Source organism: Ligilactobacillus sp. JN-6 (Y).1 (assembly GCF_058111525.1).
The window spans coordinates 1,167,003-1,189,839 of sequence record NZ_CM176599.1 but is presented as its reverse complement, the minus strand read 5'-3'; the positions used below and the strand labels follow the sequence as shown (position 1 = coordinate 1,189,839).

The following is a 22,837-nucleotide window of genomic DNA, read 5'->3' as shown; positions in this document are numbered from 1 at the left end:
CTTTTCGCAACAGGCTCAAGCGATATTTTTCTTCGCTTGTTTCCTTCTTATGTCGAACCTGACATGAATTTCCAATATGTATGAGAAAAGCCCTGATCACTTTCTCGACCAGAGCCTTCTCTTGCGGTATTTGTCTTTTGTTGCTACTAGGCAAAAATACTACTTAAGCTTTGAAGAGGTTAATGACAGGTTTTTCCAGAAATCGATCGAATTGGAAGGACTAACGTCATAACCCTTGACCCTCTTATTGACCGGTCCCCACTGATAACTATTATCTGTAGCGACATAAGCGGCTTGGTCATTCATATATTCTTGCCATTCTTGGAATTTATCTTTCCGATAAGTATCATTCCAAGCTTTTTCATTATTCATATCATTTAGCAATTGAGTGTTTTTCTTGGTTACAAAATGGCCCATATTAAACGGAGCATCTTCGCCATACAACTGGGTCGGTGTTGGCTCAGAAGAAGTACTCCAAGCAGCTGCATAAATGTCAACTGTGTTTTGTTTAGGCTTTTGCAGTGTGTCATAGAAACTATTCATTTCCATTTCCTTACCGCCAGCCATTTTAACATTCAACCCAACCTTATGCCAACGCTGCAAGTAATCTTCATAGGTCGCATGACTTGTCGAGCTTCCCTGCATTGCACCAAAGTGGATCACAAGTGGCTTGCCATTTGGTTGTGTTCGCCATTTGCCTTTCTTCTTATAGCCAGCATCATCTAATAATTTATTGGCTTTCTTCACGTTATAGGGAAAACCTTTAGCTGAACTATCAGAATATTTGTCAAAGACCGGTGGGATCAAGGTCTTAGCCCGCCATTTAATACCATTGCCAAATTTCTTATTGATAGCATCTTCATCAACAGCGTACATCATTGCCTTACGCAAATTCTTATTAGCCATTTTTGAATTCTTATCCATTACGTTCTTTTGTTGCTTAGTATCATACTCACCAACATTAAAACCAAAGTAGTTATAACTTAAAGCTGGTAAACCAACCATCTTATAATCTTTCAACTTCTTCAAATTCTTGTAGCTTTGCCCACGCATGACACCTGCTGGAGTTGTAAAGTCATATTTCTTTGTTTGAATAGCTTTATCGATACTGTTAGAGGAAACCACGTTGATCGTGATATTCTTGATCTTTGGTGTTTTACCCCAGTAGTACTTATTAGGCGACCATGAAGTCGACTCACCATCAACTAACTTGTCCAATTTATATGGCCCTGCAAAAATCGGTTTTTTACGGACTTGATCTGAAGCAGCTAGTTTATCGATCGGAATGCCTTTATAGTAATGGTAAGGAGCTGCCGTCGACCAAACGAATGAATTACCAGAGAATTTCATACTTGGTGAAAGTGAGTTATACTGGATAACTACTTTCTTACCGTTCTCACCATCAGGATATGTAATGCCTGAAATAGTATCTGCTTTACCTTTATGGAAGTCCGCCATCCCTTTAATCCGCTCGTAGTCAGATGAGTATTGAGAAGAAGTAGATTTAGGGCTAGCAATAATTTCATAAGGATACTCAACATCACGTGCTACGACCTGTTGTCCATCAGACCACTTAGCGTTCTTCCTGATCGTGATCGTTACGATATTTTTTTTGCGGTCTAATTTTTGATCAGCCATTCCTCCGTCAACGATCTTATAATTATCATCTACTTTAAATAATGTCCCACTCCCGCCTGGTTCAAAAACATTGGAATCTTCTTGATTATCAGCCAAAGTAGGTTCTGACACCCCTTTAAAAGGTGAGTCATTTGGTTCTGCAACTTTCAAGGTGCTTTTTTCATTAGCACTTTTACTTGCTTTATCTGGGTTCTTATAAACCGCCGAAAGTTTTGCCCTGCCACTATCATTCGAAGAATCTGACTTTTTAGACCCTCCGCCACACGCAGCCAGACTCAAAGCAACCACAACAGCTGCCGACGAAACTGCCCATTTTTTCTTCGTCTTATTCATACACTTTCCCCATTTCATGTTTCGCTATAAAACTACCAACTAAGTACAACACCACGCTACAATAACTTAATTTCTTCAACGAAATGCACCACCTCCTTAAATGAATTTGATATGATCAGTTTCTAAATACTGTGGACCGCTTGGTTTTCTTAGGACAGCTGCAACAACCAAGAAATTCCGTCTACCCATCTCCGATATCACATCGCTATGAACCGCAATATAATGCCGAAGCTCGGTAGTACTCATTTCTTATCGCTTGTTTCCGCTCACTTTTCTTAGGACAGCTCCCCGGGGCAAAGAGTTCCGCCTAACCTATTTGCCCGTCATATTGCCCAAATCACAATATGGCGCGCAAATTTGTTAATGCTCACTCTTTACCGACCCCGATCCGCTCACTTTTCTTAGGACCGCTACGCAACGCAGAGGATCCCGCTTATCATGCTTCGCCATCATGGTGCCAAAACCACACCATAATGTCTAAGCCCGATAATGCTCACCTCCTAGGCGCGTTGCTTCGCTCACTCTGCTCTTCTTTGTGATGCATTTGCCGCTCTACTTACCACCTGACCTATATAACTGATCGATAAACATAAAATTATGATCTCTACCGCTGCTGGTAACCATGTCCACCAGTACTGTGTAATGTTATTTGGATCATTGGCATTTGCTATTAATGTCCCAAGTGATGGTGTTCTAGGAGGTAGGCCAAATCCCAAGTAGGACAAACCTGTTTCAACCCCAATGTTTTCCGCAAAAGATAAAGTCGTGTCGACAATGATCAATGAAGAAATATTAGGCATGATCTCTTTGAAGATGATTTTTAATGAGCTCGTTCCAGAAGTGATCGAAGCCGCAACGTAATCCTTCTTTGTCTCAGCCAAGGTTCGTGAACGGATCAATCTTGAAGTTCCCATCCAATAAAATATCGAAAAGATAAAAGTCAGTGAGACCGAATTATAATTGTGAATGATCGTTACCAAAACAATGATCATCATCGTCATTGGCAGCATCATCATAAAGTCATAGACCCGTTGCATTCCCCAATCGATATAGCCTCCATAATAACCAGAGATCAGTCCCCATGCGATACCAAAAGTCGATGAGATCAAAGTCAAACCAATCGCGATACCGATCGAATTTCTTGAACCCACGATCAGCTGTAGTACGATCGAACGCCCATTGGCATCAGCACCTAATAAAAAATTATCCTCTAAGGGAGGCGTTAAATATGCCAAAATATTCGTTGTCATCATCTTTTCACTATCGATAAATAACGGTGCGATCATTACAAATAAAATAAAACCTACTACAATGATCAAGGCTATCAAAGCCGGTCGATCCGCTTTAAATTCATCCCATAAGATCTTGGTAGATGATGGCGCTGCTTCCTTTTTAGCCTCGGTAGTCAACCTGTTCAATTCTTCTTGTGAAAGATCAGCCGTCTTAGTATTATTCGTTGCCATTTTGCTCTTCCCTTCCTATTCAACCCGGATCCTTGGGTCTACGATCCCAAGGATAATATCTGATAAAAGCGTTCCTAGTAAGTTCATGATCCCAAATAAAAGAACAAGCGCAGTTATTACCGTGTAATCTCTATAATTGATCGAATCAATAAACAGCATCCCCATCCCTGGGTAAGAGAAGATCGTTTCAGTAAAGATCGAGCCGTTCAGTAAACCGGTAATAGAATAGCCGCCAAAAGCGGCGATCGGTAATAAAGAATTACGGAAGATATGGTGACGATAAATATCTTTTTCTGGAACACCTTTAGACCGAGCTGTGCGCACATAATCTGAACGTTTAGCGTCGATCACTTCGGAACGCATATACTGAACAATATTAACTGTGCCAAACAACGCACCCAACAGACCAGGCAATAAGATATGAACGAAGCGTGAACCTAGCATACCTGCCCCTTTAGCTGTTGGCGATACCGAACCAGTAGTCGGGAACCAATTTAAAACGTAACCGAAGATCCATAGACCGATAACTAGGATAACGAAGAATGGTATGCAATACGTGACATATGTATATACACGAATAACAGTATCAGGCAGCTTACCTTCATGTTTGCCAGCATAAAGTCCAAGTGGTAACGCGATCAAGTAGGTTAGAACCATCGTGAAAGCCGACAACCATAAAGTATTGACCGCACGATCACCGATCAGATTGGAAACTGCCTCATGGTACTGATAGCTTTGCCCCAGATCCCCATGCACGAAATGAACGATCCAATTCCAATATTGTTGATACCATGGATCATACAAGCCATTGAGCTCTTTTAAATGTTGGATCTGTGTTGCGCTAGAACGAGGATTGATAGAACCAGTAAAAGGATCTCCAGGCATAGCTTTGGCCAAAAGAAAAACCAAAATACTTAATAAAATAACTTCGGGGATCATGATCAAGATCCGTCGTAAAATTGTCTTCCACATTAGTCGTTCCTCCTTTTTTGTCCTGTTAGTTCGGCTAACTTATCCTGTGGTAAAGCTACAAAATGAGTTGGTGAAACTTGGACTAGAGGGTACGCCAAACCGTCCTCATCATAATATTGGCCAGCTTTTTCCTGATAAACTTTTTCAATTTTCAAACGATCCTGCATCCGCTCGCCCCTTTTAGCTACATCTACCTCGGGGATGGCTGCTAGCAAACGTTTGGTATAAATATGTAACGGATCTTCGTAGATGTCTTCACGGGTCCCAACTTCCACCAAACGGCCCTTGTTCATGATCGCAATATTTTGACACATGTGCCGAACTACACCAAGGTCATGAGAAATAAATAAATAAGAGATCCCAAATTCACGTTGAATTTTCTTCATAAAGTTTAAGACTTGCGCTTGGACTGATAGATCCAACGCCGAAACCGGTTCATCAGCTACGATCAGTTGCGGATTAGTCGCAACGGCTCGTGCAATGCCGATTCGTTGTCTTTGCCCCCCAGAAAATTGATGGGGGTATTTGTAAAGAGAATCAGGACTGAGACCAACCGTCTCCAGCAATTGCAAAACTCGGACCTTTTCATCTTCTGAACCTAACTTCTGAAAATTACGTAAAGGTTCTGAGATAATATCCAACACCCTTTTTCGCGGATTCAAACTGGAAAGTGAATCTTGGAAAATCATCTGTACATTTTGGTTATAATTATGTTTTTTCCTAGCTCCTCTTTTGGTAATATCTACTCCATTATATTTAATAGAACCCAAGGTGATCTGTTCCAATCCAACGACTGATTTGCCAGTTGTTGATTTGCCAGAACCAGATTCGCCAACTAAGCCATAAGTCTCGCCGGCCTTGATATCAAAGCTGATCCCGTCCACGGCCCGTACAACATCTGTAACACGATTCCAAAAGCCTGAGCGGATCGGATAATGAACTGTCAGATCTCTAATTTCAATTAAGCTCATACATCTGTTACCTCCAAACTTTTAAAGTAAAAATCTTTGTAGCACGTACACCGGACCTGATGTCCAGCTGTAATTTCATGCATGACCGGGTCCTTTTCGTGCGCATCCTCAGGGATCCACGGAATACGTGGTGCAAATTTATCTCCAGACTGCGGCATTTTTTCGATCGAAGGCACGCTGCCATGGATCACATAAAGATCGTCGTTTAAAACATCCGTATCTCCTTGTGGCATTGATCTTAATAAAGATCTGGTGTATGGGTGTTTTGGGTCTCCAAAAACCTGTTCAGTTGTACCACTCTCAACAATTTCTCCAGCATACATCACTGCAACTTCATCCGCAGTTTCTGCCACTACTCCCAAATCATGAGTGATCAAAATGATCCCTGCATGATTTTCTTTTTGAATGTCTCGCAAAACATCTAAAATCTGAGCTTGGATAGTAACATCTAGCGCAGTAGTCGGTTCATCAGCAATGATCAGATCCGGTTTACAAGCAATGGCAATCGCAATAATGACTCTTTGACGCATTCCCCCAGATAATTCATGGGGGAATTGCCGAGCGGTCCGTTGTGGGTCATCGATCCCAACTTGCTTTAATAATTCAATTACCCTATCATCTTTTTCCCCGGCTGACATTGGAGTGTGATAGTCCAAGACCTCCCTGATCTGATCCTCTATTTTTTTCAAGGGATTTAAGGATGACAAGGGATCTTGAAAAATCATGCCGATTTTTGCTCCCCGAATACCATTTAGTTGAGGCTCATCCATTTTTAAAAGATCTTGTCCCTCGAAAAATGCTTCTCCAGAAACTTGAGTCGCTTTCATATCGTGCAGTCCCATCACAGTTGTCGCTAAAGTACTCTTGCCACAACCTGACTCACCGACAATAGCCAAGATCTCGTCTCTCTTTACTTTAAGATCAACATGAGAGACTGCATTATAATATTGCCCTTCAATTTTGAACGCTGTTGAAACGTTTTGTAAATCAAGCAACGTATTTTCTTCGTCCAATCTACCCGCCCCACAATCACTTTGTTTGCTTTGTTTTTCAGTTATTTTTTGTTTATGAGAAATTATATTAAATTACGGTGTATTTTTCAACACTTAAAGCTAATTAAATTTTAATTTTATTTTTGGAATTGACTCCTAACACATCGATATTTTAAGTTATAGAGACAATTTACATTAAATATTTTGCTTAATAATTTCAGCTTGCTTAGCTAATATTTTTAAAATTAAATGAGAAAAATCCGAAGTTGCTTTTCATGGTAAAATGACATAGTAGATCATTAGAAAGGAAAGATGTCTTATTAAACCTTATTTTCACAAAATCCAATAATATGAAGGTCAAAAAAATAACCGCTACAAAAGGCGGTATAGTAGCACTCTTATATTGACTAAACAAAAAACTACTAACAATCTACTAACAAAAATAAATAACTGGCTGGCAAAGTGATCGCTGTTCTTAATTGAATAGCGTTTTTATTTTACGTGCTATTTCTCGCAAAGGCTGATAGCTACGTTTTGGACAAAAATGTCATAAACGGCGATGACACCATTTTCTCATAAAAGAGCAACAGCTTAGTTTTTAACATTTCTGTGATAAACCAGCGATGGTACCTTAAAGTTACCTCGTTTGCTTTCCGTAAAAGCGGACACCAATAATAAACTACGACTTGGCGGAAAAGCCCACTTGGTGGGTCTGCTGATTCCCCAAAATTGGGGACTGCTGATTTTTCGGCCACCCCCAAAAAATACAAGCGTTAATGTTTTTGCGGTTGTACAAATTTGTCTCACTGTCCAAAATTGGACACACCTATATTCACTTAGCATTAAAAGGTTTATCCGCATTTCAGGAAAAACTGAAACACGCATGTTTACAGTCTTTGCGTGATCCATGAACAATCAAAGCTATCAAATTAACATCACTTTAATATCATATACGACTGGTTAAAGCGATGGCCATACGTTCATTCTCTGTTTTAAGCCGTACACTTCTCCGACTAACCAACTGAAACGGCGTTAGAATGCGTCTCATGGCATACAAAAAGAACACACATTACCGCAAGGAGGAAGAACGGTAACATGTGCTCTTTAAGCGAAAGACCAAAGTTTAGACAAATTAGGCGCATTTTATGCACCTTTCAAGCAACCACTGAAAGGCTTGGCTTGGTGTACCGAAAAAGGTGGTTGCCTCAAAGGCGGATAAAATACCGCCCTTTATGTGCAGTGAATAAATCACTAGTGGTTCATTATGTAAAACTAAATGCTTACTTCAAACTTTTTGTTTCTGAAACTTCTACGGTCTCTTAAATGATCTATGTAATTATCGATATGGGTACGCTGACCAATGTTATTTTCTCGGCTATCTCGGATCATATCGTTTCTATTTGCTTGGTTAGCTCGTACTTCCATATATGGAGCTATTTCCGCCTCGTATTCGTCGATGGCCTCATTATACATATTAACGGCCTCTTGAGTGGTTTTATCAAACTCGTTTACGAAGTCATTAAACAGCTTACTTAACTTTTTCTCGTGGTTATCCCATACTTTAGCCTGGACTTCTTCCATAACGTCCCTAGTGGAAAAGTTAATGTTATCTTTGGCTTGGCTGATATCTCCAATTAACCGGCCTTTTTCTTTTTGAACCTCCTCGAGTTCATTAGTAAGCTGTGAAGTTTTGGCGATACGATGGCGCCCCGTCAATTCCTTATTTGCAGTTTCCCGCTCGTCTATGATATCTCTAATATCACTGTTAAGCTGGTTTAATTCGTCAGTAAGGCTGACAATGTCTCCGACGTTCTTCAATTTTTCTTTACCCGCTTTAATACTGTCTAACATGTATATCTCCCCTTTAATATTCGTTCTTTTCTGCCAATGTGCTTAACAACTGCCAATATTTCCGACGTGCCTTTTTAGTCAGTGGCCTAGCTAGTTGCTTAGAGACTGCTGTTTCTGATACGCCTAGCAGACCCGCTAGATCTCTTTGGTTGAGCCCGTAATCAAGCATGGCTTTTCTAAGCTCAACGTTTTGAATATGCTTCAATTCACACCACCTCTAACATATACCCCTACCTAGTATATATTATGGCTGTATGTGCCTCTGTGTGGCTTATTTGGTGCCTTGGTTAATAACTGCCCTAACATATACCCCAAAGGTTTATTTAATTAACTCTTCACTTCTTTATCGTATAGCCCTGTAACTCTGAAAAGCTGGTATTTTAGCGTTTCTGTAATTGGTATATCTTAAATATGCTCTATTGATGAAATTTTAAATAACTCGTGCGCCCTCAAACTTTAGTCATCCTTGGGCGTGATTCCCCTTGTTAAAGGCGTCCGGGGGACTTTTTTTAAAAATCTCCAAAACAAAATACCACAAATAAATAAGTTAAGTTTGATTTTCAAGATATAATTACAAAATTGGTATAGTTTTTTATAACAAAAAGAGAAGAAAACTTTTTTTATTTTCTTCTCCATATGTGACCAAGATATATTTGCCTGTACTTGGCCAGCCTACTATAACCAGTCATAATACTTGTACCATTCTCGATGGCTCTCGTTCAACTTTTGCAGTTCTTTAACAGCTTTCTTATAGCCTTCAAGTTTTGGACCCTTTAGCCCTAACTCTTCTTGCTTGTCTTGCAGTTTGATCGTTGCAATGTCCATTCCCATATGAAAGAAGTCATTTGCATCTCTCTTTCTATTTTCCATCGCTGTACGTCTCCCATCTTATACACTGATCTCAAATGATAACTTAACCACCAACAAATGTTTTATATTAAGACTTGCTCTAGCTATCCAACTATATGTGTAACTCTTTTAACCCTAAAAAAGTGGTAACAGTGGTAACACCTTACTCTCCCAAGGGTTCCAGCGGTAACAGCAAAAGTAACAAGTGGTAACAGTCGGTAACATTCCTATGGCTTGTTACCAGTCTTGCTTGAATTGTTACCACTTTGTTACCGGTCTTGTTACCAGTTAACCCCTTGTGGCTGTAAGTTGTTACCACTGCTACCAGTTAAAACGACTTACTTTAGTTAGTCTTAAACTCTCTATCTGGATTTAACCTAAAGCCTGAAACACTTTTTTGTTGTCCACCATCTACACGCTTGTTTACTTTATCATATCCTAAGCCCTTTAATTTAATATCAAACTTAGGCTTACTAATCGGAGAGCGTCCAATCTGCATACAATAGTTCTTATAGTCTGGGTAAAGGTAAGTTACTTTCTCATACTTTTCTGGGTCAATCTCACATTGATCTAGAAGCCATGATTGAACAGTATTGTTTTCCTTTAACCACTCGTCACGATCTAAGCGCGTTGTTTCTGTTTGTGGTAATGACTTCTTGTATTTACCATCGCCAGTCATAAAACTATACAGCTCTTTAATACAATGATAGATCCATGCGCCTCGCTCATTCATAATCTTTTGCCAATTAAACTTATCTCCAAAGTTCTCGATGGCATGATACCTAATAACCATTACCCGCCGTTTCCAGCCGTCTGTATCATCGCTGAAGCTTGGTAGATGGTTCGCACTGCCTGTTAGTTTGGCATAGTTCTCTGTTTGATATGGGTGTCCATTCTTTTCTTGTACTGTGATACGATCCCCACCGCTCAATGTTTTTAACATAGCCGTATTCTTTAAGAAGTCCTCGGGCATATCGGCAAAAGTATTCATTTCCTTATGAAACAAGTTAGATGTTAGAAACGTATTCTTATTATTGTTTGCCAGGTCTTGAATGCTCATATTAGTTACATTCTCTTGTCCGACCAAGCCGTTAAGATATCTTAAAAACGTACTTTTACCATCGCCACCATCGCCCTGTAAAAGCACAAAGTTTTGGTATTTACTATAATCTCGGTAGAATTGGTAACCAGTCCATAGTGTCATGGTATAAGAAGCGTCTTTAAATGACTCTTCATACCAGCGTTCTGTTTCGATGGGGTCGGTTTGCATATCTAACGCTAACTCATGATAGTTCATTAGATGGTCTTGCGGGTCGGGCTCTGTACTCAAAGAATCAGTTTCCATGTTATAGATCCCGTTGCTAAAATGTATTAGTTTTATATTCTTCTTAGTCTCAAAGACATCTTTGTTTTCGTCGCGGTAGCTTTTGTCTTTAATAAACGTGAGCACTTGGTCGCGTCTGTTTTTAGTCCACATTCCAACTTCTTCAAGTTTGGCGGTTAGTAAAGCTTTAACTGCTGATTCAAAATTTCGGCGCCAAATCAAGTCTTGACTTGAATAATAGTACCCATTAGCGTTAAAACTATTAGAGAAGAGATGCATTTCTTCAATAATTTCATTACCTAACATAGTGATATTAACAAACTTGTCTCCGTCTTGGTCCTGTGATAGCCACATAGGACCTTTTTTATTGTTTTCTTTTTGCGTTGCGGACCGAACGGATTCATCATGTTGTTTGGCCAGCTCTTGCACTTCTTGTGGTAATCCTTGGTTCTTTAACTTCATTGACATATTAAGCACTAGCCTCACTTTCTTTTTTCAAAATTGATTTATAAACATTTCTAACTTCGTTTTCACTCAAGGGCTGATCTAAAAACTCGCGATCGATGGCCATTAAAAAGAAATATACGGTGTCTGAATCGGCACCAGTCCAAAACAGTTTGCCCGCGATACGTGTAAGCCAGGCGTTACGGTTGCCTTGGTCTGCACCTTGTACCATTTCATCAAGTAACCGTCCAAACCATTTTTTACTTTGGCCCATTTGCTCAGCATTAGGGACAAAAACGTTTTGTGTCTTAGGCTGTATTAACTCAATTAACCATCGCGGAGCCTCTACTACGTCTGCCAGCCCTTTATTATCATTTAAAGGTGCATAACAGCCGTTTGGCGTCTGACTGGGTGCAATAACACAAAAGTCGCTTAAAACGTCAATTCCAGGCATTATATTACTAATACGGACACGTGGGCCACTATACTTAAAAAAGTAATGGAGCCCACCGTTTGGCGTCTTTTCGATGTAAGTATCTTCTGGGAGGTGTTTACCTTGGTCTTGCCATTTATAAAGTGATTGACGTCCGTTTTTATCCTGTGAATGCACATCTATATCAACCACCAGTAAATTACTGGTATCAAGCCGTAAACCAATATTGTACGGTTTGTCATTGATGTATTGATCAAAGATAGTTTTTTCATCATCAGTGGCCGTGTGATAGCTTTGTCCCTTGATGGGCCTCTTATCGCCAGGAATCAACGGAAAAATTTTATAGCCTTGATGTGCTAGTTCTAAAGCCTTGTCCATCATTTCAAATTCTTTCATGTTTTGCTCTCCTCTCTTTTAAAAAAACAAGCCACCGCATATATAAAAACGATGGCCAGTTTTTCTTTATTCCATTTCGGGACAAATTGCATCCGAAATCTTTTGTACAGTTAAATTCATATCCTCGACACTATCAATAGTGTTATTTATCAGATAATCAGTAAGTGTTCTGTTTAAATTTGGGTCATCGGTGCTAACTGCCTTGACTGCGTCGCAATAATCTCGCAACATCATAAGTTGATTAGCTACTGCTGACAACTTCCGAGAATACTGGTATAATTCTTCTTTAGAAAATATATTTTGATTAGTGGCGCTCTTGTCTTGGCGGACAGCGTCATTTTTTTGTGCCTCATTCATGTTATTCATTAGTGTTTTCCTCCTCTAATTGCTCTAATTCCTTTAAAACGTCTATTAACTCGGCTGTATCTGCTTTAAGGTCCATCGCTGTTTCTGTTAAAGAAAATGGCTCATCGTCGATCAATACGGTAGCTTTGCCCTCAAGTGCCATCAGATCATCATGCATTTCTGATACAAGGGCCTGTTTGTGCTCTAGTAAATCTTCTTTATTCATGGTCATCTTTCCCTTCATTTGCTTCTTCCGCACATGCGACACCCACAACAAAACTAATTATTGCAACGAGTAGAATTCCTACCGACGTACTTAAAAACTCCATCATGTTAATTTTCCTCCTCTTTATAGCTATTGACTGCGTCTAAAATGCGCTCTTTCTTCTCCGCTGTTAATTCCACCGCTAACCAGTCTGAAAGCGTCGATGGGTCTATCCCCATTCTCCTAGCGATGGTATATTGGCGGATACCTCGCGTTGCTTTAAGTTCGTACAGTTTCATCTTGACCTCTGAATTAACCATGTGTTTAAATCATCCTTTCTTTATAAGAGAAACTTTCTGCTTCTTCACTTCTTTATCGTATGTGCCCGTAACTCTGTTAAATTCACGCTAAAACCCTTGCCGGCCAGGCTTTTATTTATTTGAATGCTCTAGCATGAATTTATTTAATTCCGCTTTTGAAAAGAAATATGACCCACCTAACAATGTGTAAGGTACGTCGTATTTCTTGATGATCTTGTCAAAGGTGGAACGACTAACACCGATATATTCGCAAGCGGTCCCTTTGTCCATCCAATCCCCAAACTTTGGATCTGAATTTAAAGAATCCAGTGAATCACTCAATGTTTGGATAACTGATTCTTTTAACTCGTCTTTAAATGTTTCTGGTAGTTCAACATCAAAATGCATTGTTATGTTCCTCCTAACAAATTTACATATTTTGTAAACAACAAGTACATTATAATTTACAAATAATGTAAACGCAAGACATACATTTTACAAAATTTGTAAAATAATGTATTATTAATCAAAAAGAGGTGAGAGCATTGCCTAACAGGTTAAAAGAACTTCGCTTAGAAAAAGGCCTAACCTTGAAAGAATTTGCGAAATCATTTAATGATTTTTTGAAAGATTCTTTTGAGCCTAGTGAGGCCTTTAAGCAAATCTCTTACGCAACTGTATCCAGATGGGAAAATGGTGTTTCAGATCCCAAAAGAAAGATGTGGGAAAAGCTTGCTGATTATTACGGCGTATCCATCAATTATGTTCGCGGAGATTCAAACCTAGGCGTTCAAATTGATAACAAAATTTATGTGGAGAGAGAAACGTCTCAAATGTCTGAAGAACAACTGGCCAACGCATATAACAGTCTTATAGAAAAAAATAAGCTACCAGAAAACAAAATTGATTCAACAACTATTTCACAATGGGAAAAATCGTACACCCTTCCGGAAAACAAACAAATTGATATTTTAGCCGATGTTTTACATGTAACTCCAGCATATCTAATTGGTTTTAATGCTCCAAGAAAATTTGATTCATTAGATTCTCAAGAAAAACAGCGCTATACAATTACGAGCTCCTTTTATATAGAATTAATACATCAGGCACTTATACAAAATATGCGCCAGGGTTACCGTTTTGAATATTCTGCTTATTACAAAATGCTAAACGACTCCGACTTTGATACAATTTTCTCTGATCTCATGCTTGCTTATGAAACTGATCTGTTAAAATATGGCAAAGGAAAATACAAGCCACATAACTAGCTTTCCTAAAATACATAACCTTGCCGGCCAGCGAGTTATGGAGGAAATAAACGATGGCATCATATAAGAAGTACCAAACTAAAAAAGGCACCAAATGGAAATTTCAGCTATTTCTCGGGCGTAAAAATGGCAAACAGATCATTAAAACACGTTCCGGGTTCGACACAAAAAAAGAGGCCTCCACTGTTGCAACTGCTTTAGAAAAACAGCTACGCAATGAAAGCCTCTTGGATAATCAATATTTAACTTTTGAACAAGTATATCATGCTTGGCTAGAAAACTATAAATTAACAGTCAAAAAGTCCACATGGTCAGTTACTACCGGTATTATAAAACATCACGTTCTACCAATATTTGGCGAACTGTTAGTTACTGAAATAAATACTACCCAATGTCAAAATGCAGTAAACAAATGGTTCAATCAACCATTAAAAAACTATCAAATGATTTTTAATTACCTATCTCGTGTTTTAGATTATGCGGTACAAATGAAATATATAGTAGAAAATCCTGTTAGAGGTGTGATTATTCCTAACTCACGCCAGCAAAAAGAGGAGGATCAAAGATTTACCGGAAAAAGCAATAAAGTAAAGTCTGCGGATAATTATTATACTAAAGACGAGTTAAAGACTTTCCTTGATTGCGCCAAAACATTGGATAATAAACAAGTTTACCCTTTGTTTTGGTTATTGGCTTTTACAGGCGCCCGCAGTGGCGAAATATGTGCCCTCTCGTGGTCAGATATCAGCTTCGAGCATAGTTCTATCACGAGCAATAAAACGCGCGCATGGAGCTCTAACGGCGTAATAACGCAAACGCCTAAAACTGAACAAGGTAATCGTACTATATATATTGACCCTAAAACTAAAAGCATTCTAGAAAAGTGGCACGTTCAACAGCGCAAAAGTATGCTAATTCTTGGCTACAACACTTCAAGTTCTGAACAGTTGGTTTTTACTAACAAGTTTAATAACACATTGCAAAACGCCACACTTGCGACTTTCATTAAAAAGATAGTCAAACAAACCGGCTTGAAACGCATTACTCCGCAAGGCTTCCGGCATACGTATGCAACGCTAGCAGTTCAAGGGGAGCTACCTCCCAAGGAACTGCAAACACAACTAGGGCACAAGGATATCCGAACCACACTTAATATTTATACAGCAGTCACGGACCAACAGTTAGAAAGTATACCGGATAAATTCGCAACGTTTGTAGATCTATAAAAAATCTACTAACAATCTACTAACAAAAGTTTAACAAATACCAAAATCATTACACTTAGATAAATAAAGAATGCTGATTTAAAGGGGAATTAAACACCAATGAAAACAATCAAACCATACATTCATAAAATTCAATACTACGAAACAGACCAGATGCAGATCACTAATCATACTAATTACATTCGCTTCATGGAAGAAGCACGGTCAGATTATCTTGAGCAGATCGGCTGGCCCTACGATAAATTGGAAGAAGCGGGCGTTATTTCACCTGTCGTAAACGTTGATTGCAAATATAAAAAAACGACTACCTATCCTGACTTGATCAAAATCGAAACCAATATCAGTAAAGTTAGTCGTGTAAAGTTGACTCTCAGTTATAAAATGACAGTAGCTGATGAGCTCGTGTGTTCGGCAAAAAGCTCCCATTGCTTCCTAGATAAAAATGGTAAAATTGTGGACCTTAAAACTAAAATGCCCGAATTTTATTCGGTATTACAAAATTTCAGTTAAAAAAGTGTATATAAGAAATATTATATATTAGTATTTTAATATGCTTATTGAAAACCTCTATGATTTTCAATTACAGCTACCACTGGCCTCTGTCTACTTTTGAATAAAATTGCCTATCACTTTACTTTAGGAGTTTTTATCCTAGGTAAGCTAAATGAATTACAAAAGAAGCTGAGCAAACGGAAGACACAAAGTCTGCATCAAAGGATACGGAAACTTAGTCGTGTATTTCTACCATCGCTCACAAGCCGAAACTTTTACAGGTGTCTACCTGTTAGTGCATATGTCCATGTTTAATTAACCCGATAAAAAGAAGATTTTGAGGAGTTGTTAAGATCATTAGAAAAAAACATCTTTCTTTGAATAACTTATATTTATGTAAACTAGAATAAAAAAGGAATTTCATTTTGAAACACCCTCTAATTGTTAGGCATAGGAACTAACAATTAGAGGGTGTTTTTATGAACGTCCACAAAAATCCTCCTGGTATACACTAGAAGGCCCAATAACATTTGTGATTACTTTCAAATTAATCACTTAAAGCTGACTAGAAAGTAAATCGACTGATTATTCCTTCTCCTTTATTATTTAAATACTTTTTCATATTTAACTCCTATAAACAGCCATATAACCGTTTAAAATAAATTACCCCATACTGCAAATAATCCACGACCAAGTCCTTTATCACTAAATTTTCCATTCAGTATTTTTAAAGGATAATAAAAAAGCTTTTGTTTGTTCTACCGGACATAAAAAACTCTCCTTATTAGTAGAATACGGATTTTGTTTATTTCCGTGTCTACTATAAGGAGAGCATATCAAAGTGCTCAAGCAAAAGCTTTTTAGTTTTATTGCAAATTATTTTGAGTTTTAGCGGCTAACTTGCCATCCTTAAAAGACAAGGTCATAACACCCACTCGTTTTCCCTGTGCGTCAAGTCCTGTGTATGTCCACTGCTCATTACTAATGCCGTAATAACGTTCATCAAACGTATAATCATTCGGTGTACCGATCTGGCGTGCCACGTCCCCTTTTTTCATTCCAGGATCCAATGAGTCAAAATCCTTGCGGGTAATTTTTTTGGCACGGTCCCTCTTGAGACCTTTGATGGTTTTCGAGACAGCATGCCCATCATCAAAATAGATAATGATCTGTGAATTTTGACTGGCATCAGCAACATTCTTCCATAATGCTACCTCAGTCACAACACCCTTTTTTTGTGTTTTGGTGACAGAGGGCTCTTCACTAAAAAGCTCACTCACATCTCGCAGCGAATCACCCTCAGAATGGGATAATTCTATTGAATTAAAATTAGACTGTGTCAAATGATTTTTGGAATCATATCGTTGTTTGATCAATACTCCTCCTAAAATCAATACAATTATTATAAGCCCAGCAATGATAAAACGCGGCCAAAAACCAATAGTCTTATTCTTATTTTGGGTTAGATGGTCTTTTTCACTCATAATGTTCCCCCATTATTTACCTTGCTGCAGCTTATTTTTTCGTTACGTGTAATCCACGATATCTGTTAATAGCAGCGCATAACTCTTGCCGCCGTGGTAAAGCTAGGTTTCCTTGATGGCGGTTTGACGCTAAAGCATGATCAAAACCTTGTTGTTGAATATTAGCATACAATTTTTCTGTCATTTCCGCAAACGTCATTTGTTCATCAAAGTAATCAGCTTTCAAAATTTCTAATAATACCACTATCCCGCGTGTCTGACTAGCATCCGTCAATTGCTCCAACGCACTCAAGTCGATATTGCTATGTCCAAATGAGATCTCGTTTTTATTTCTAACCTTAAACCGATCCCGATGGCTGATGATCCTAAAATTACTCTTTTTAGGCACACGCTGATCTAGCTTTCCAAAGCTCTGTTCATCAGCTGCACTTCGTTTAGAGCCCTCCATATTTGCGATATCATGCGCTCTTTCTGTAACATCACCAGGTTGATACTCGTTCATCATTATTACACGATCAGCCACTTCGAAATAATCACCAGACCCACCGGTGACCAATATCGTCGAAACACCTAGCTGATTATATAAAGCCTTGATCTTATCTACAAACGGGGTGATCGGCTCTTTATCGCTAGCCACTAACCTTTGCATCCGTGCGTCACGTATCATAAAGTTCGTTGCCGACGTATCTTCATCGATCAACAACGTTTTGGCTCCACTTTCCAAAGCTTCGATCACATTAGTAGCCTGTGAAGTGCTCCCACTGGCATTGACCGTTGAAAAACTAGACGTGTCTCTGCGTCCAGGAATATGATTGATAAATGGCGTGATGTTGACATCAGTCACACTTCGCCCGTCTTCGGCACGGATCTTCATCGCTGTCCGATCGGTAAACACAAATTCTCGACCATCACCTTTAATATGGTCATAAACCCCAAAATCTAAAGACTGAAGAAGGGTAGATTTTCCATGATATCCTCCGCCAACGATCAACGAGATACCCTCTTTTATTCCCATACCAGTAACTTTTTTGCCATTTGACAATTCAAAGGTAACTTCCATTGAGCTAGGGCTTCTAAAAGGCGTACCATCTTTTAGCGGGAGGTCGGATGAACCGCTAGCTCTTGGTAAAAGCGAACCATTAGCAACAAACGCAACTAAATGACGTTCTTTCATCATCTCTCTGATCTCTTGTTGCCCATCAAACAATTGGACCTGTTGCTCAAGTTTTTCTTGCTCAATATTCTTGTATAACAGTGACCCTTGTACGATACGTGGCAAGAGGTCTTGAAAAATTTTGAGAGCATCACGAGCCTTGATTCGTCTTCCCGCTGCAGGTAAACCAACTTCAAAACGGACTTCGATCATTTGATCAGAGATAACAACTGCTGTTCTCTCTATAATCTCTTGTCCAAGGCTATCTATCTGCAATTCTCCGCTATGCCCAGTACCTTTTTTATTTAGCTTATTCCTAGCGGCTTCTTTGCTAAAATTTCGTTGTAAAAAATCGGCAACTGCTATCCGCTGGCTTCGCGAATTAAGTAGATCATCTGGAATACCTGTTTTCTTTTTATCAATGATCAAGTGCATCGTAGATGGTGGAGCAAAGGGGTCAGCTTGAATATGATCAAATACTAGTTTATATAACGGAAAACTATATGTCCCAGCTAATGACTTATACGCACCATACCCTTTTCCATCAAGGGTCAACAACTTCTTTTCAAAATTCGACATAGTATCTAAAATACTCCTTCAAATACATAATTTCTTATCCACTACGATAAAACGACATTCAAATAAAGCTCTCCTTGAATGATGCCAACGCTTGAGCCAGTTCTTGAAGCAAACCCAGCCGGATCTTTTATCTCAAAGTTTTTAACGCGATAGATCTTAGTAACCCCTTGTTTATTAGTCACCATCATTCGTTTACGTTTAACGTCTGCAGCAAACTTCTTAGCTTCCTCGATCGTTTCAAAACTTACTAAATATCTAGTGTTCAAACTGATCGAAAAATCTTTGATCAGATCTGCGTTACGCTTCATCTTTTTGCCGGTACTATCAGTATATTCAAGTGTAACTTGCTCGAATTTTTTCATGTCGTCAGCTCCTTTCTAGATCGCAATATTTTATAGATAAACATCTCACACTATTGATTTTATACCAAATTTTTTCAGTAAACCAACTTTTGAATCACTTAAAAATTCTTCCACCAAACAAATTCCAGTGAATCCTGTATAATAGGAATAACAATCAACGATCGTTAGATATTATCTTAACTCAAACTCACGGAGGTTCTACATGGAAATAGTTGAATATGTGTTTACCAAAGAAGATGTTGAGATCCAAGCTGTTGAACAAAACTCTTGCCAATTTCGTGCTGGCTTTATTTATCCGGTGATCCAAGAAAATGGCTCAGATGAGTTGCGAGTTTATTTTCATTTAATGGAAAATGATGATACAGTGCATCAACGAGTCTTAGTTGTCGAAAAAGAACAATGGCAAAAATGGGCCGAAGCTGAAAAAAGTGTCCATTTGATACCGGCCGCCGATATGACCGCATTTATGGAGAAATATTAAATAAAAAACCACCAGTAGAACTGGTGGTTTTTTGGTATGCCCTAAAAGGGCTTGACCTGGGGCATAGCCTCTGAAAGAGGCCCAGAAAATCTCTGCCAACCGCCAATGCTTTTATGCTACCTTACTTATACTTTTTATTTTTTCTATATTTATTTACCTCGTCTTTAAATGGGTCTAAATATTCCCTTTTGTCATTTTATCCTCTAAATGATCTTCTGACTCTTGTTCGCGTATATACTTTTGAATTGTTTTTTGATTAAGACCAACTGTACTGACATAGTATCCTCTAGCCCAAAACGACTTATTACCGTATTTGTAGACTAAATTGGCGTGACGCTCATGAATCAATACCGCACTTCTTCCTTTTAAATACCCCATAAACGATGAAACACTTAATTTTGGTGGGATCCTGACCAACATATGAATATGATCTGGCATTGCATGAGCCTCAATAATTTCGACATCTTTATTTTCACATAACCGTCGCAGTATTTGTCCTATATCTTTCCTAATTTCATTATAAATAACTTTTCTACGATATTTTGGTGTGAATACTAAATGATATTTACAATTCCACCTCGTATGTGCTAAGCTACTATCGTCTTTAGACACTTTAAGATCTCCCTTCGTTCTTTAGTTAGCGGTTGGTAGCCACTAACTATTTTAGCTGAAGGAAGGTCTTTTTGCTAGAAGCTTCTCGAGTCGCACACGTATAACGTGTGGTTTATTAGCATCGTACTAGCAAAAACTGGGATGCAACGGTCAAAAATCGTTTTGCATCCCAGTTTGAATTCCAGCATAGAATTAATTCTCACCAAAGTTCCTCTTTTATTTTGATTTGGTCATCATCCGTCAGTTTACGGACCACTCGGCAAGGATTTCCAACAGCTAAGACATTGGATGGTATATCGCGTGTGACCACGCTGCCTGAACCGATCACACTTCCTGGACCGATCGTAACTCCACCATTGACAACAACATTAGACCCTAACCAACAGCTATCTCCGATCGTAAGCGGTTTGCCATACTCTAAAGTTGACTCCTTACCATCAATGGTCTGAATATTACGATCTTTAGCCAATAGGCCATGTAACGGTGTCGCTAAAGTGACGTTAGGACCAAAAAACTCATTACTTCCCAAGACTACTGGACAAGTATCTAAGACCGTCAAATTATAATTGGCGTAAAAATTGTCTCCAACCTTAGTATTACACCCATAATCAAAAAAGATCGGACCTTGCAAGAAGGTATTTTTACCATGTTCTGGTAATAATTGGTCGATCAGATCCTGCCTTTTTTGAATTTCGTCATCGAACGTATCATTGTACATCTTACACAACCGGTGCGACCTTGCCAATTTCTTTTGCAAACTCGGGTCACTAGAGTCATAGATCTTCCCGGCTAACATTTTCTCTTCGTTTGTCATAAATCAAATCCCTTTACATTTATAATTACATATCTAACTGGTAGTCATCTTCATTGACCAATGGTATAGCCCTGGTAAATACATACTTAAATACAAAAGCCAGCAGGACCGGAGCAACGATAAAGACCAACAAAGCGACTAAAACATTAGTAACATTCCACCCTCCAGCTGCTAAATTAATATGATTCAAAGGCCCAACTAGCCCACTGATACCAAAGCCTGCGCTCATAGGAGTTCCTTTGATATTAAAGAGATATCCTAACAAACCCAAAACCGCGGCATTTGCTGCAACTGGGACAAAAGTTTTGAAATTCCGGATAACTACTGGCAGAGCCATTTTCGGAGAACCTATGAACATTGCCAAACTTGTTCCATGAGGATTAACTTTCCAACCCATGACCGCGTATCCGAAACCTGCTGCACAGATTCCCAAATTAGCTGCACCTGAGCCTAAACCAGACAGGGAAACTGCCAATGCAATACCAACTGTCGTGATCGGCGACAGGATCAACAATGCAAAAACTTCGGCTAGCAAAACGGACATTAAAGCAGGCTGCAATACCGTCAACTGTTTAACACCGATGCCGATCGACGCTGTAATTTGGGAAACATATGGGTATAATAATAAACCGCCGACACCAATAACTGCGAGCAATAATGGCGGGATCACTAACAAACTATATGACTTCAGCTTTTTCCCGATCAGTAAGATCACAAAAGCTCCCACGGCGGCTGTGATCATCATATTTATAATATCACCAGTACCGTTCATGGTCATCGTGCCATTTTTAAAGACCACCGAGCCTGAAGCCAAATGTGTAGCAAGCCCTAAAGAAAAGCTTTCGATCGGAGTAAAACCAAAGCGCATGCCGATAGATATCCCACAAACGACCCCCATCAACGAATTGGACATATTTAAAGCATTTGCCACGATCGCCAATTGCGGTAAGATCCCGCTCAGCGCTTTAAACAGTTCAGATAAAAGCGCCCCAGGGATCAAAACAACGACGACGCCAGTCGCTACACCATTCAAAATATTCATTACAAATGTTTTTGGATCCATGTTTCTAGTCATATAATTTGCCCCTTTCCAACAACACAAAGCGCAACAAGCCGATCTGGACTCGAGCACTAACAAGACCTACTATTATGGCGTGTGGTTTTCACACCGTGATAGTAGGGCTAGTTAGGCGGAAAGTCCAGGCTTGTGTAGCTCAACTTCAACACAGAGCGTAACAAGCCGGTTAAGCCTTGAGCATTATCGTAGTCTGACACTATAGCGCGTTTTTCAGTGATGTATGGTCAGACTGGGATAAGCGGAAAGGCTTGGCTTGCGCAGCTCGACTTCAATACAAAGCGGAGTGTGGCGCTTAGAAGGTGAGCACTAGCAGATTTTCCCGCCATATTGCTCTTTTGGCAATGTGGTGGGGGAATTAGCTAGGCGCAACCTTCTGCCACACGCAGCTCAACTTCAACACAGAGCGTAACAAACCGATTAAGCCTTGAGCAGCTCGAATACTACACAGAGCGGAGTGAGACGGGAGAAAATGAGCATTATCGAGCTTTACTCCATATTGTGTTCTTGGCAATGTGGTGCAAAGCTCGATAAGCGGAGTTTTTTGTCTCACATAGCTCGACTACTACACTGAGCGTAACGAGACACCCAAGACAATGCTTAGACCTTATAGTGCGGTTCGAGAACTGTGCGACCTAAGGTGAGATAGCCACGACCAAAACTGACATTAACGCCAGATATGTATCATTCATACAAAAAAGCCGCCCCTCTTGCATCTATATGCAACAGGGACGACTCATTATAATCGCGGTACCACCCAAGTTTGAAAACATTTC

23 protein-coding genes and 1 pseudogene are annotated in these 22,837 nt (G+C 39.3%); 4 read left to right on the top strand and 20 right to left on the bottom strand.

The annotated features are described in order from the left end of the window. Positions 1-159 precede the first annotated feature (159 nt). The 14 genes from AC3XNE_RS05555 to AC3XNE_RS05490 form a co-directional block, all read right to left on the bottom strand. Positions 160-1,971, bottom strand: coding sequence for an oligopeptide ABC transporter substrate-binding protein (locus tag AC3XNE_RS05555; protein WP_489833320.1), 1,812 nt, complete (start codon positions 1,969-1,971; stop codon positions 160-162). 518 nt (positions 1,972-2,489) lie between these two features. Next, positions 2,490-3,434 (bottom strand): ABC transporter permease, encoded by a 945-nt coding sequence (locus AC3XNE_RS05550; RefSeq protein WP_489833319.1) that lies wholly within the window; start codon positions 3,432-3,434, stop codon positions 2,490-2,492. 15 nt (positions 3,435-3,449) lie between these two features. Beyond that, complete coding sequence (locus AC3XNE_RS05545) at positions 3,450-4,406, bottom strand: ABC transporter permease (RefSeq protein WP_489833318.1); 957 nt, start codon at positions 4,404-4,406, stop codon at positions 3,450-3,452. Then, positions 4,406-5,377: an ABC transporter ATP-binding protein gene (locus AC3XNE_RS05540; RefSeq protein ID WP_489833317.1), complete on the bottom strand. Its 972-nt coding sequence runs from the start codon at positions 5,375-5,377 to the stop codon at positions 4,406-4,408. The genes AC3XNE_RS05545 and AC3XNE_RS05540 overlap by 1 nt, the downstream gene beginning before the upstream one ends. Further along, a complete protein-coding gene (locus AC3XNE_RS05535) occupies positions 5,374-6,390 on the bottom strand; it encodes an ABC transporter ATP-binding protein (RefSeq protein ID WP_489833316.1) in 1,017 nt (338 codons plus the stop codon). The genes AC3XNE_RS05540 and AC3XNE_RS05535 overlap by 4 nt, the downstream gene beginning before the upstream one ends. Positions 6,391-7,641: 1,251 nt before the next feature. Next, entirely contained in the window at positions 7,642-8,220 is a 579-nt protein-coding gene (locus tag AC3XNE_RS05530) for a hypothetical protein (protein WP_489833315.1), read from the bottom strand. A gap of 13 nt (positions 8,221-8,233) precedes the next feature. After that, entirely contained in the window at positions 8,234-8,425 is a 192-nt protein-coding gene (locus tag AC3XNE_RS05525; RefSeq protein ID WP_489833314.1) for a hypothetical protein, read from the bottom strand. 470 nt (positions 8,426-8,895) lie between these two features. Continuing rightward, positions 8,896-9,090 carry a hypothetical protein gene (locus AC3XNE_RS05520; protein WP_489833313.1) on the bottom strand — a complete coding sequence of 65 codons (195 nt, stop codon included), beginning with the start codon at positions 9,088-9,090 and terminating at the stop codon, positions 8,896-8,898. Positions 9,091-9,412: 322 nt separating this feature from the next. After that, positions 9,413-10,861 carry a DNA primase family protein gene (locus tag AC3XNE_RS05515; protein ID WP_489833312.1) on the bottom strand — a complete coding sequence of 483 codons (1,449 nt, stop codon included), beginning with the start codon at positions 10,859-10,861 and terminating at the stop codon, positions 9,413-9,415. 1 nt (position 10,862) lies between these two features. Then, the gene (locus AC3XNE_RS05510; protein WP_489833310.1) at positions 10,863-11,666 is read right to left on the bottom strand and encodes a bifunctional DNA primase/polymerase; all 804 of its coding nucleotides are present in this window, start codon (positions 11,664-11,666) and stop codon (positions 10,863-10,865) included. A gap of 66 nt (positions 11,667-11,732) precedes the next feature. Then, entirely contained in the window at positions 11,733-12,032 is a 300-nt protein-coding gene (locus AC3XNE_RS05505; RefSeq protein ID WP_489833309.1) for a hypothetical protein, read from the bottom strand. Continuing rightward, positions 12,025-12,237 (bottom strand): hypothetical protein, encoded by a 213-nt coding sequence (locus AC3XNE_RS05500; protein ID WP_489833308.1) that lies wholly within the window; start codon positions 12,235-12,237, stop codon positions 12,025-12,027. The genes AC3XNE_RS05505 and AC3XNE_RS05500 overlap by 8 nt, the downstream gene beginning before the upstream one ends. A 107-nt stretch (positions 12,238-12,344) precedes the next feature. Further along, positions 12,345-12,536, bottom strand: coding sequence for a helix-turn-helix domain-containing protein (locus AC3XNE_RS05495; RefSeq protein WP_489833307.1), 192 nt, complete (start codon positions 12,534-12,536; stop codon positions 12,345-12,347). A 111-nt stretch (positions 12,537-12,647) separates the two neighbouring features. Next, complete coding sequence (locus AC3XNE_RS05490; protein ID WP_489833306.1) at positions 12,648-12,923, bottom strand: MerR family transcriptional regulator; 276 nt, start codon at positions 12,921-12,923, stop codon at positions 12,648-12,650. Positions 12,924-13,060: 137 nt separating this feature from the next. Here AC3XNE_RS05490 and AC3XNE_RS05485 point away from each other — a divergent pair, with 137 nt between their 5' ends. The 3 genes from AC3XNE_RS05485 (at position 13,061) to AC3XNE_RS05475 (ending at position 15,519) form a co-directional block, all read left to right on the top strand. After that, positions 13,061-13,783, top strand: a complete 723-nt coding sequence (locus AC3XNE_RS05485; protein ID WP_489833305.1) for a helix-turn-helix transcriptional regulator — start codon at positions 13,061-13,063, stop codon at positions 13,781-13,783. Between the two features lie 53 nt (positions 13,784-13,836). Next, positions 13,837-15,009, top strand: coding sequence for a tyrosine-type recombinase/integrase (locus AC3XNE_RS05480; protein WP_489833304.1), 1,173 nt, complete (start codon positions 13,837-13,839; stop codon positions 15,007-15,009). Positions 15,010-15,117: 108 nt separating this feature from the next. Then, positions 15,118-15,519: an acyl-CoA thioesterase gene (locus tag AC3XNE_RS05475; RefSeq protein WP_489833375.1), complete on the top strand. Its 402-nt coding sequence runs from the start codon at positions 15,118-15,120 to the stop codon at positions 15,517-15,519. 848 nt (positions 15,520-16,367) lie between these two features. Here AC3XNE_RS05475 and AC3XNE_RS05470 read toward each other — a convergent pair. From AC3XNE_RS05470 to AC3XNE_RS05460, 3 genes are read right to left on the bottom strand one after another with little or no spacing between them, the layout of a single operon-like run. Further along, positions 16,368-16,985, bottom strand: a complete 618-nt coding sequence (locus AC3XNE_RS05470; RefSeq protein ID WP_489833303.1) for a DUF3862 domain-containing protein — start codon at positions 16,983-16,985, stop codon at positions 16,368-16,370. Between the two features lie 31 nt (positions 16,986-17,016). Then, positions 17,017-18,717, bottom strand: coding sequence for an ABC-ATPase domain-containing protein (locus AC3XNE_RS05465; RefSeq protein WP_489833301.1), 1,701 nt, complete (start codon positions 18,715-18,717; stop codon positions 17,017-17,019). A 41-nt stretch (positions 18,718-18,758) separates the two neighbouring features. Beyond that, on the bottom strand, positions 18,759-19,079 hold the full coding sequence (locus AC3XNE_RS05460) for a hypothetical protein (protein WP_489833300.1): 321 nt from the start codon (positions 19,077-19,079) through the stop codon (positions 18,759-18,761). A gap of 202 nt (positions 19,080-19,281) precedes the next feature. Here AC3XNE_RS05460 and AC3XNE_RS05455 point away from each other — a divergent pair, with 202 nt between their 5' ends. Beyond that, a complete protein-coding gene (locus AC3XNE_RS05455) occupies positions 19,282-19,560 on the top strand; it encodes a hypothetical protein (protein ID WP_489833299.1) in 279 nt (92 codons plus the stop codon). 121 nt (positions 19,561-19,681) lie between these two features. Here the strand turns inward: AC3XNE_RS05455 and tnpA are convergent. From tnpA to AC3XNE_RS05440, 3 genes and pseudogenes are all read right to left on the bottom strand, one after another. Continuing rightward, positions 19,682-20,172: pseudogene (gene tnpA, locus AC3XNE_RS05450) on the bottom strand (IS200/IS605 family transposase). Positions 20,173-20,371: 199 nt separating this feature from the next. After that, positions 20,372-20,986, bottom strand: a complete 615-nt coding sequence (locus AC3XNE_RS05445) for a sugar O-acetyltransferase (protein WP_489833298.1) — start codon at positions 20,984-20,986, stop codon at positions 20,372-20,374. Positions 20,987-21,011: 25 nt separating this feature from the next. Next, on the bottom strand, positions 21,012-22,061 hold the full coding sequence (locus AC3XNE_RS05440; RefSeq protein WP_489833296.1) for a PTS sugar transporter subunit IIC: 1,050 nt from the start codon (positions 22,059-22,061) through the stop codon (positions 21,012-21,014). Positions 22,062-22,837: the final 776 nt, after the last annotated feature.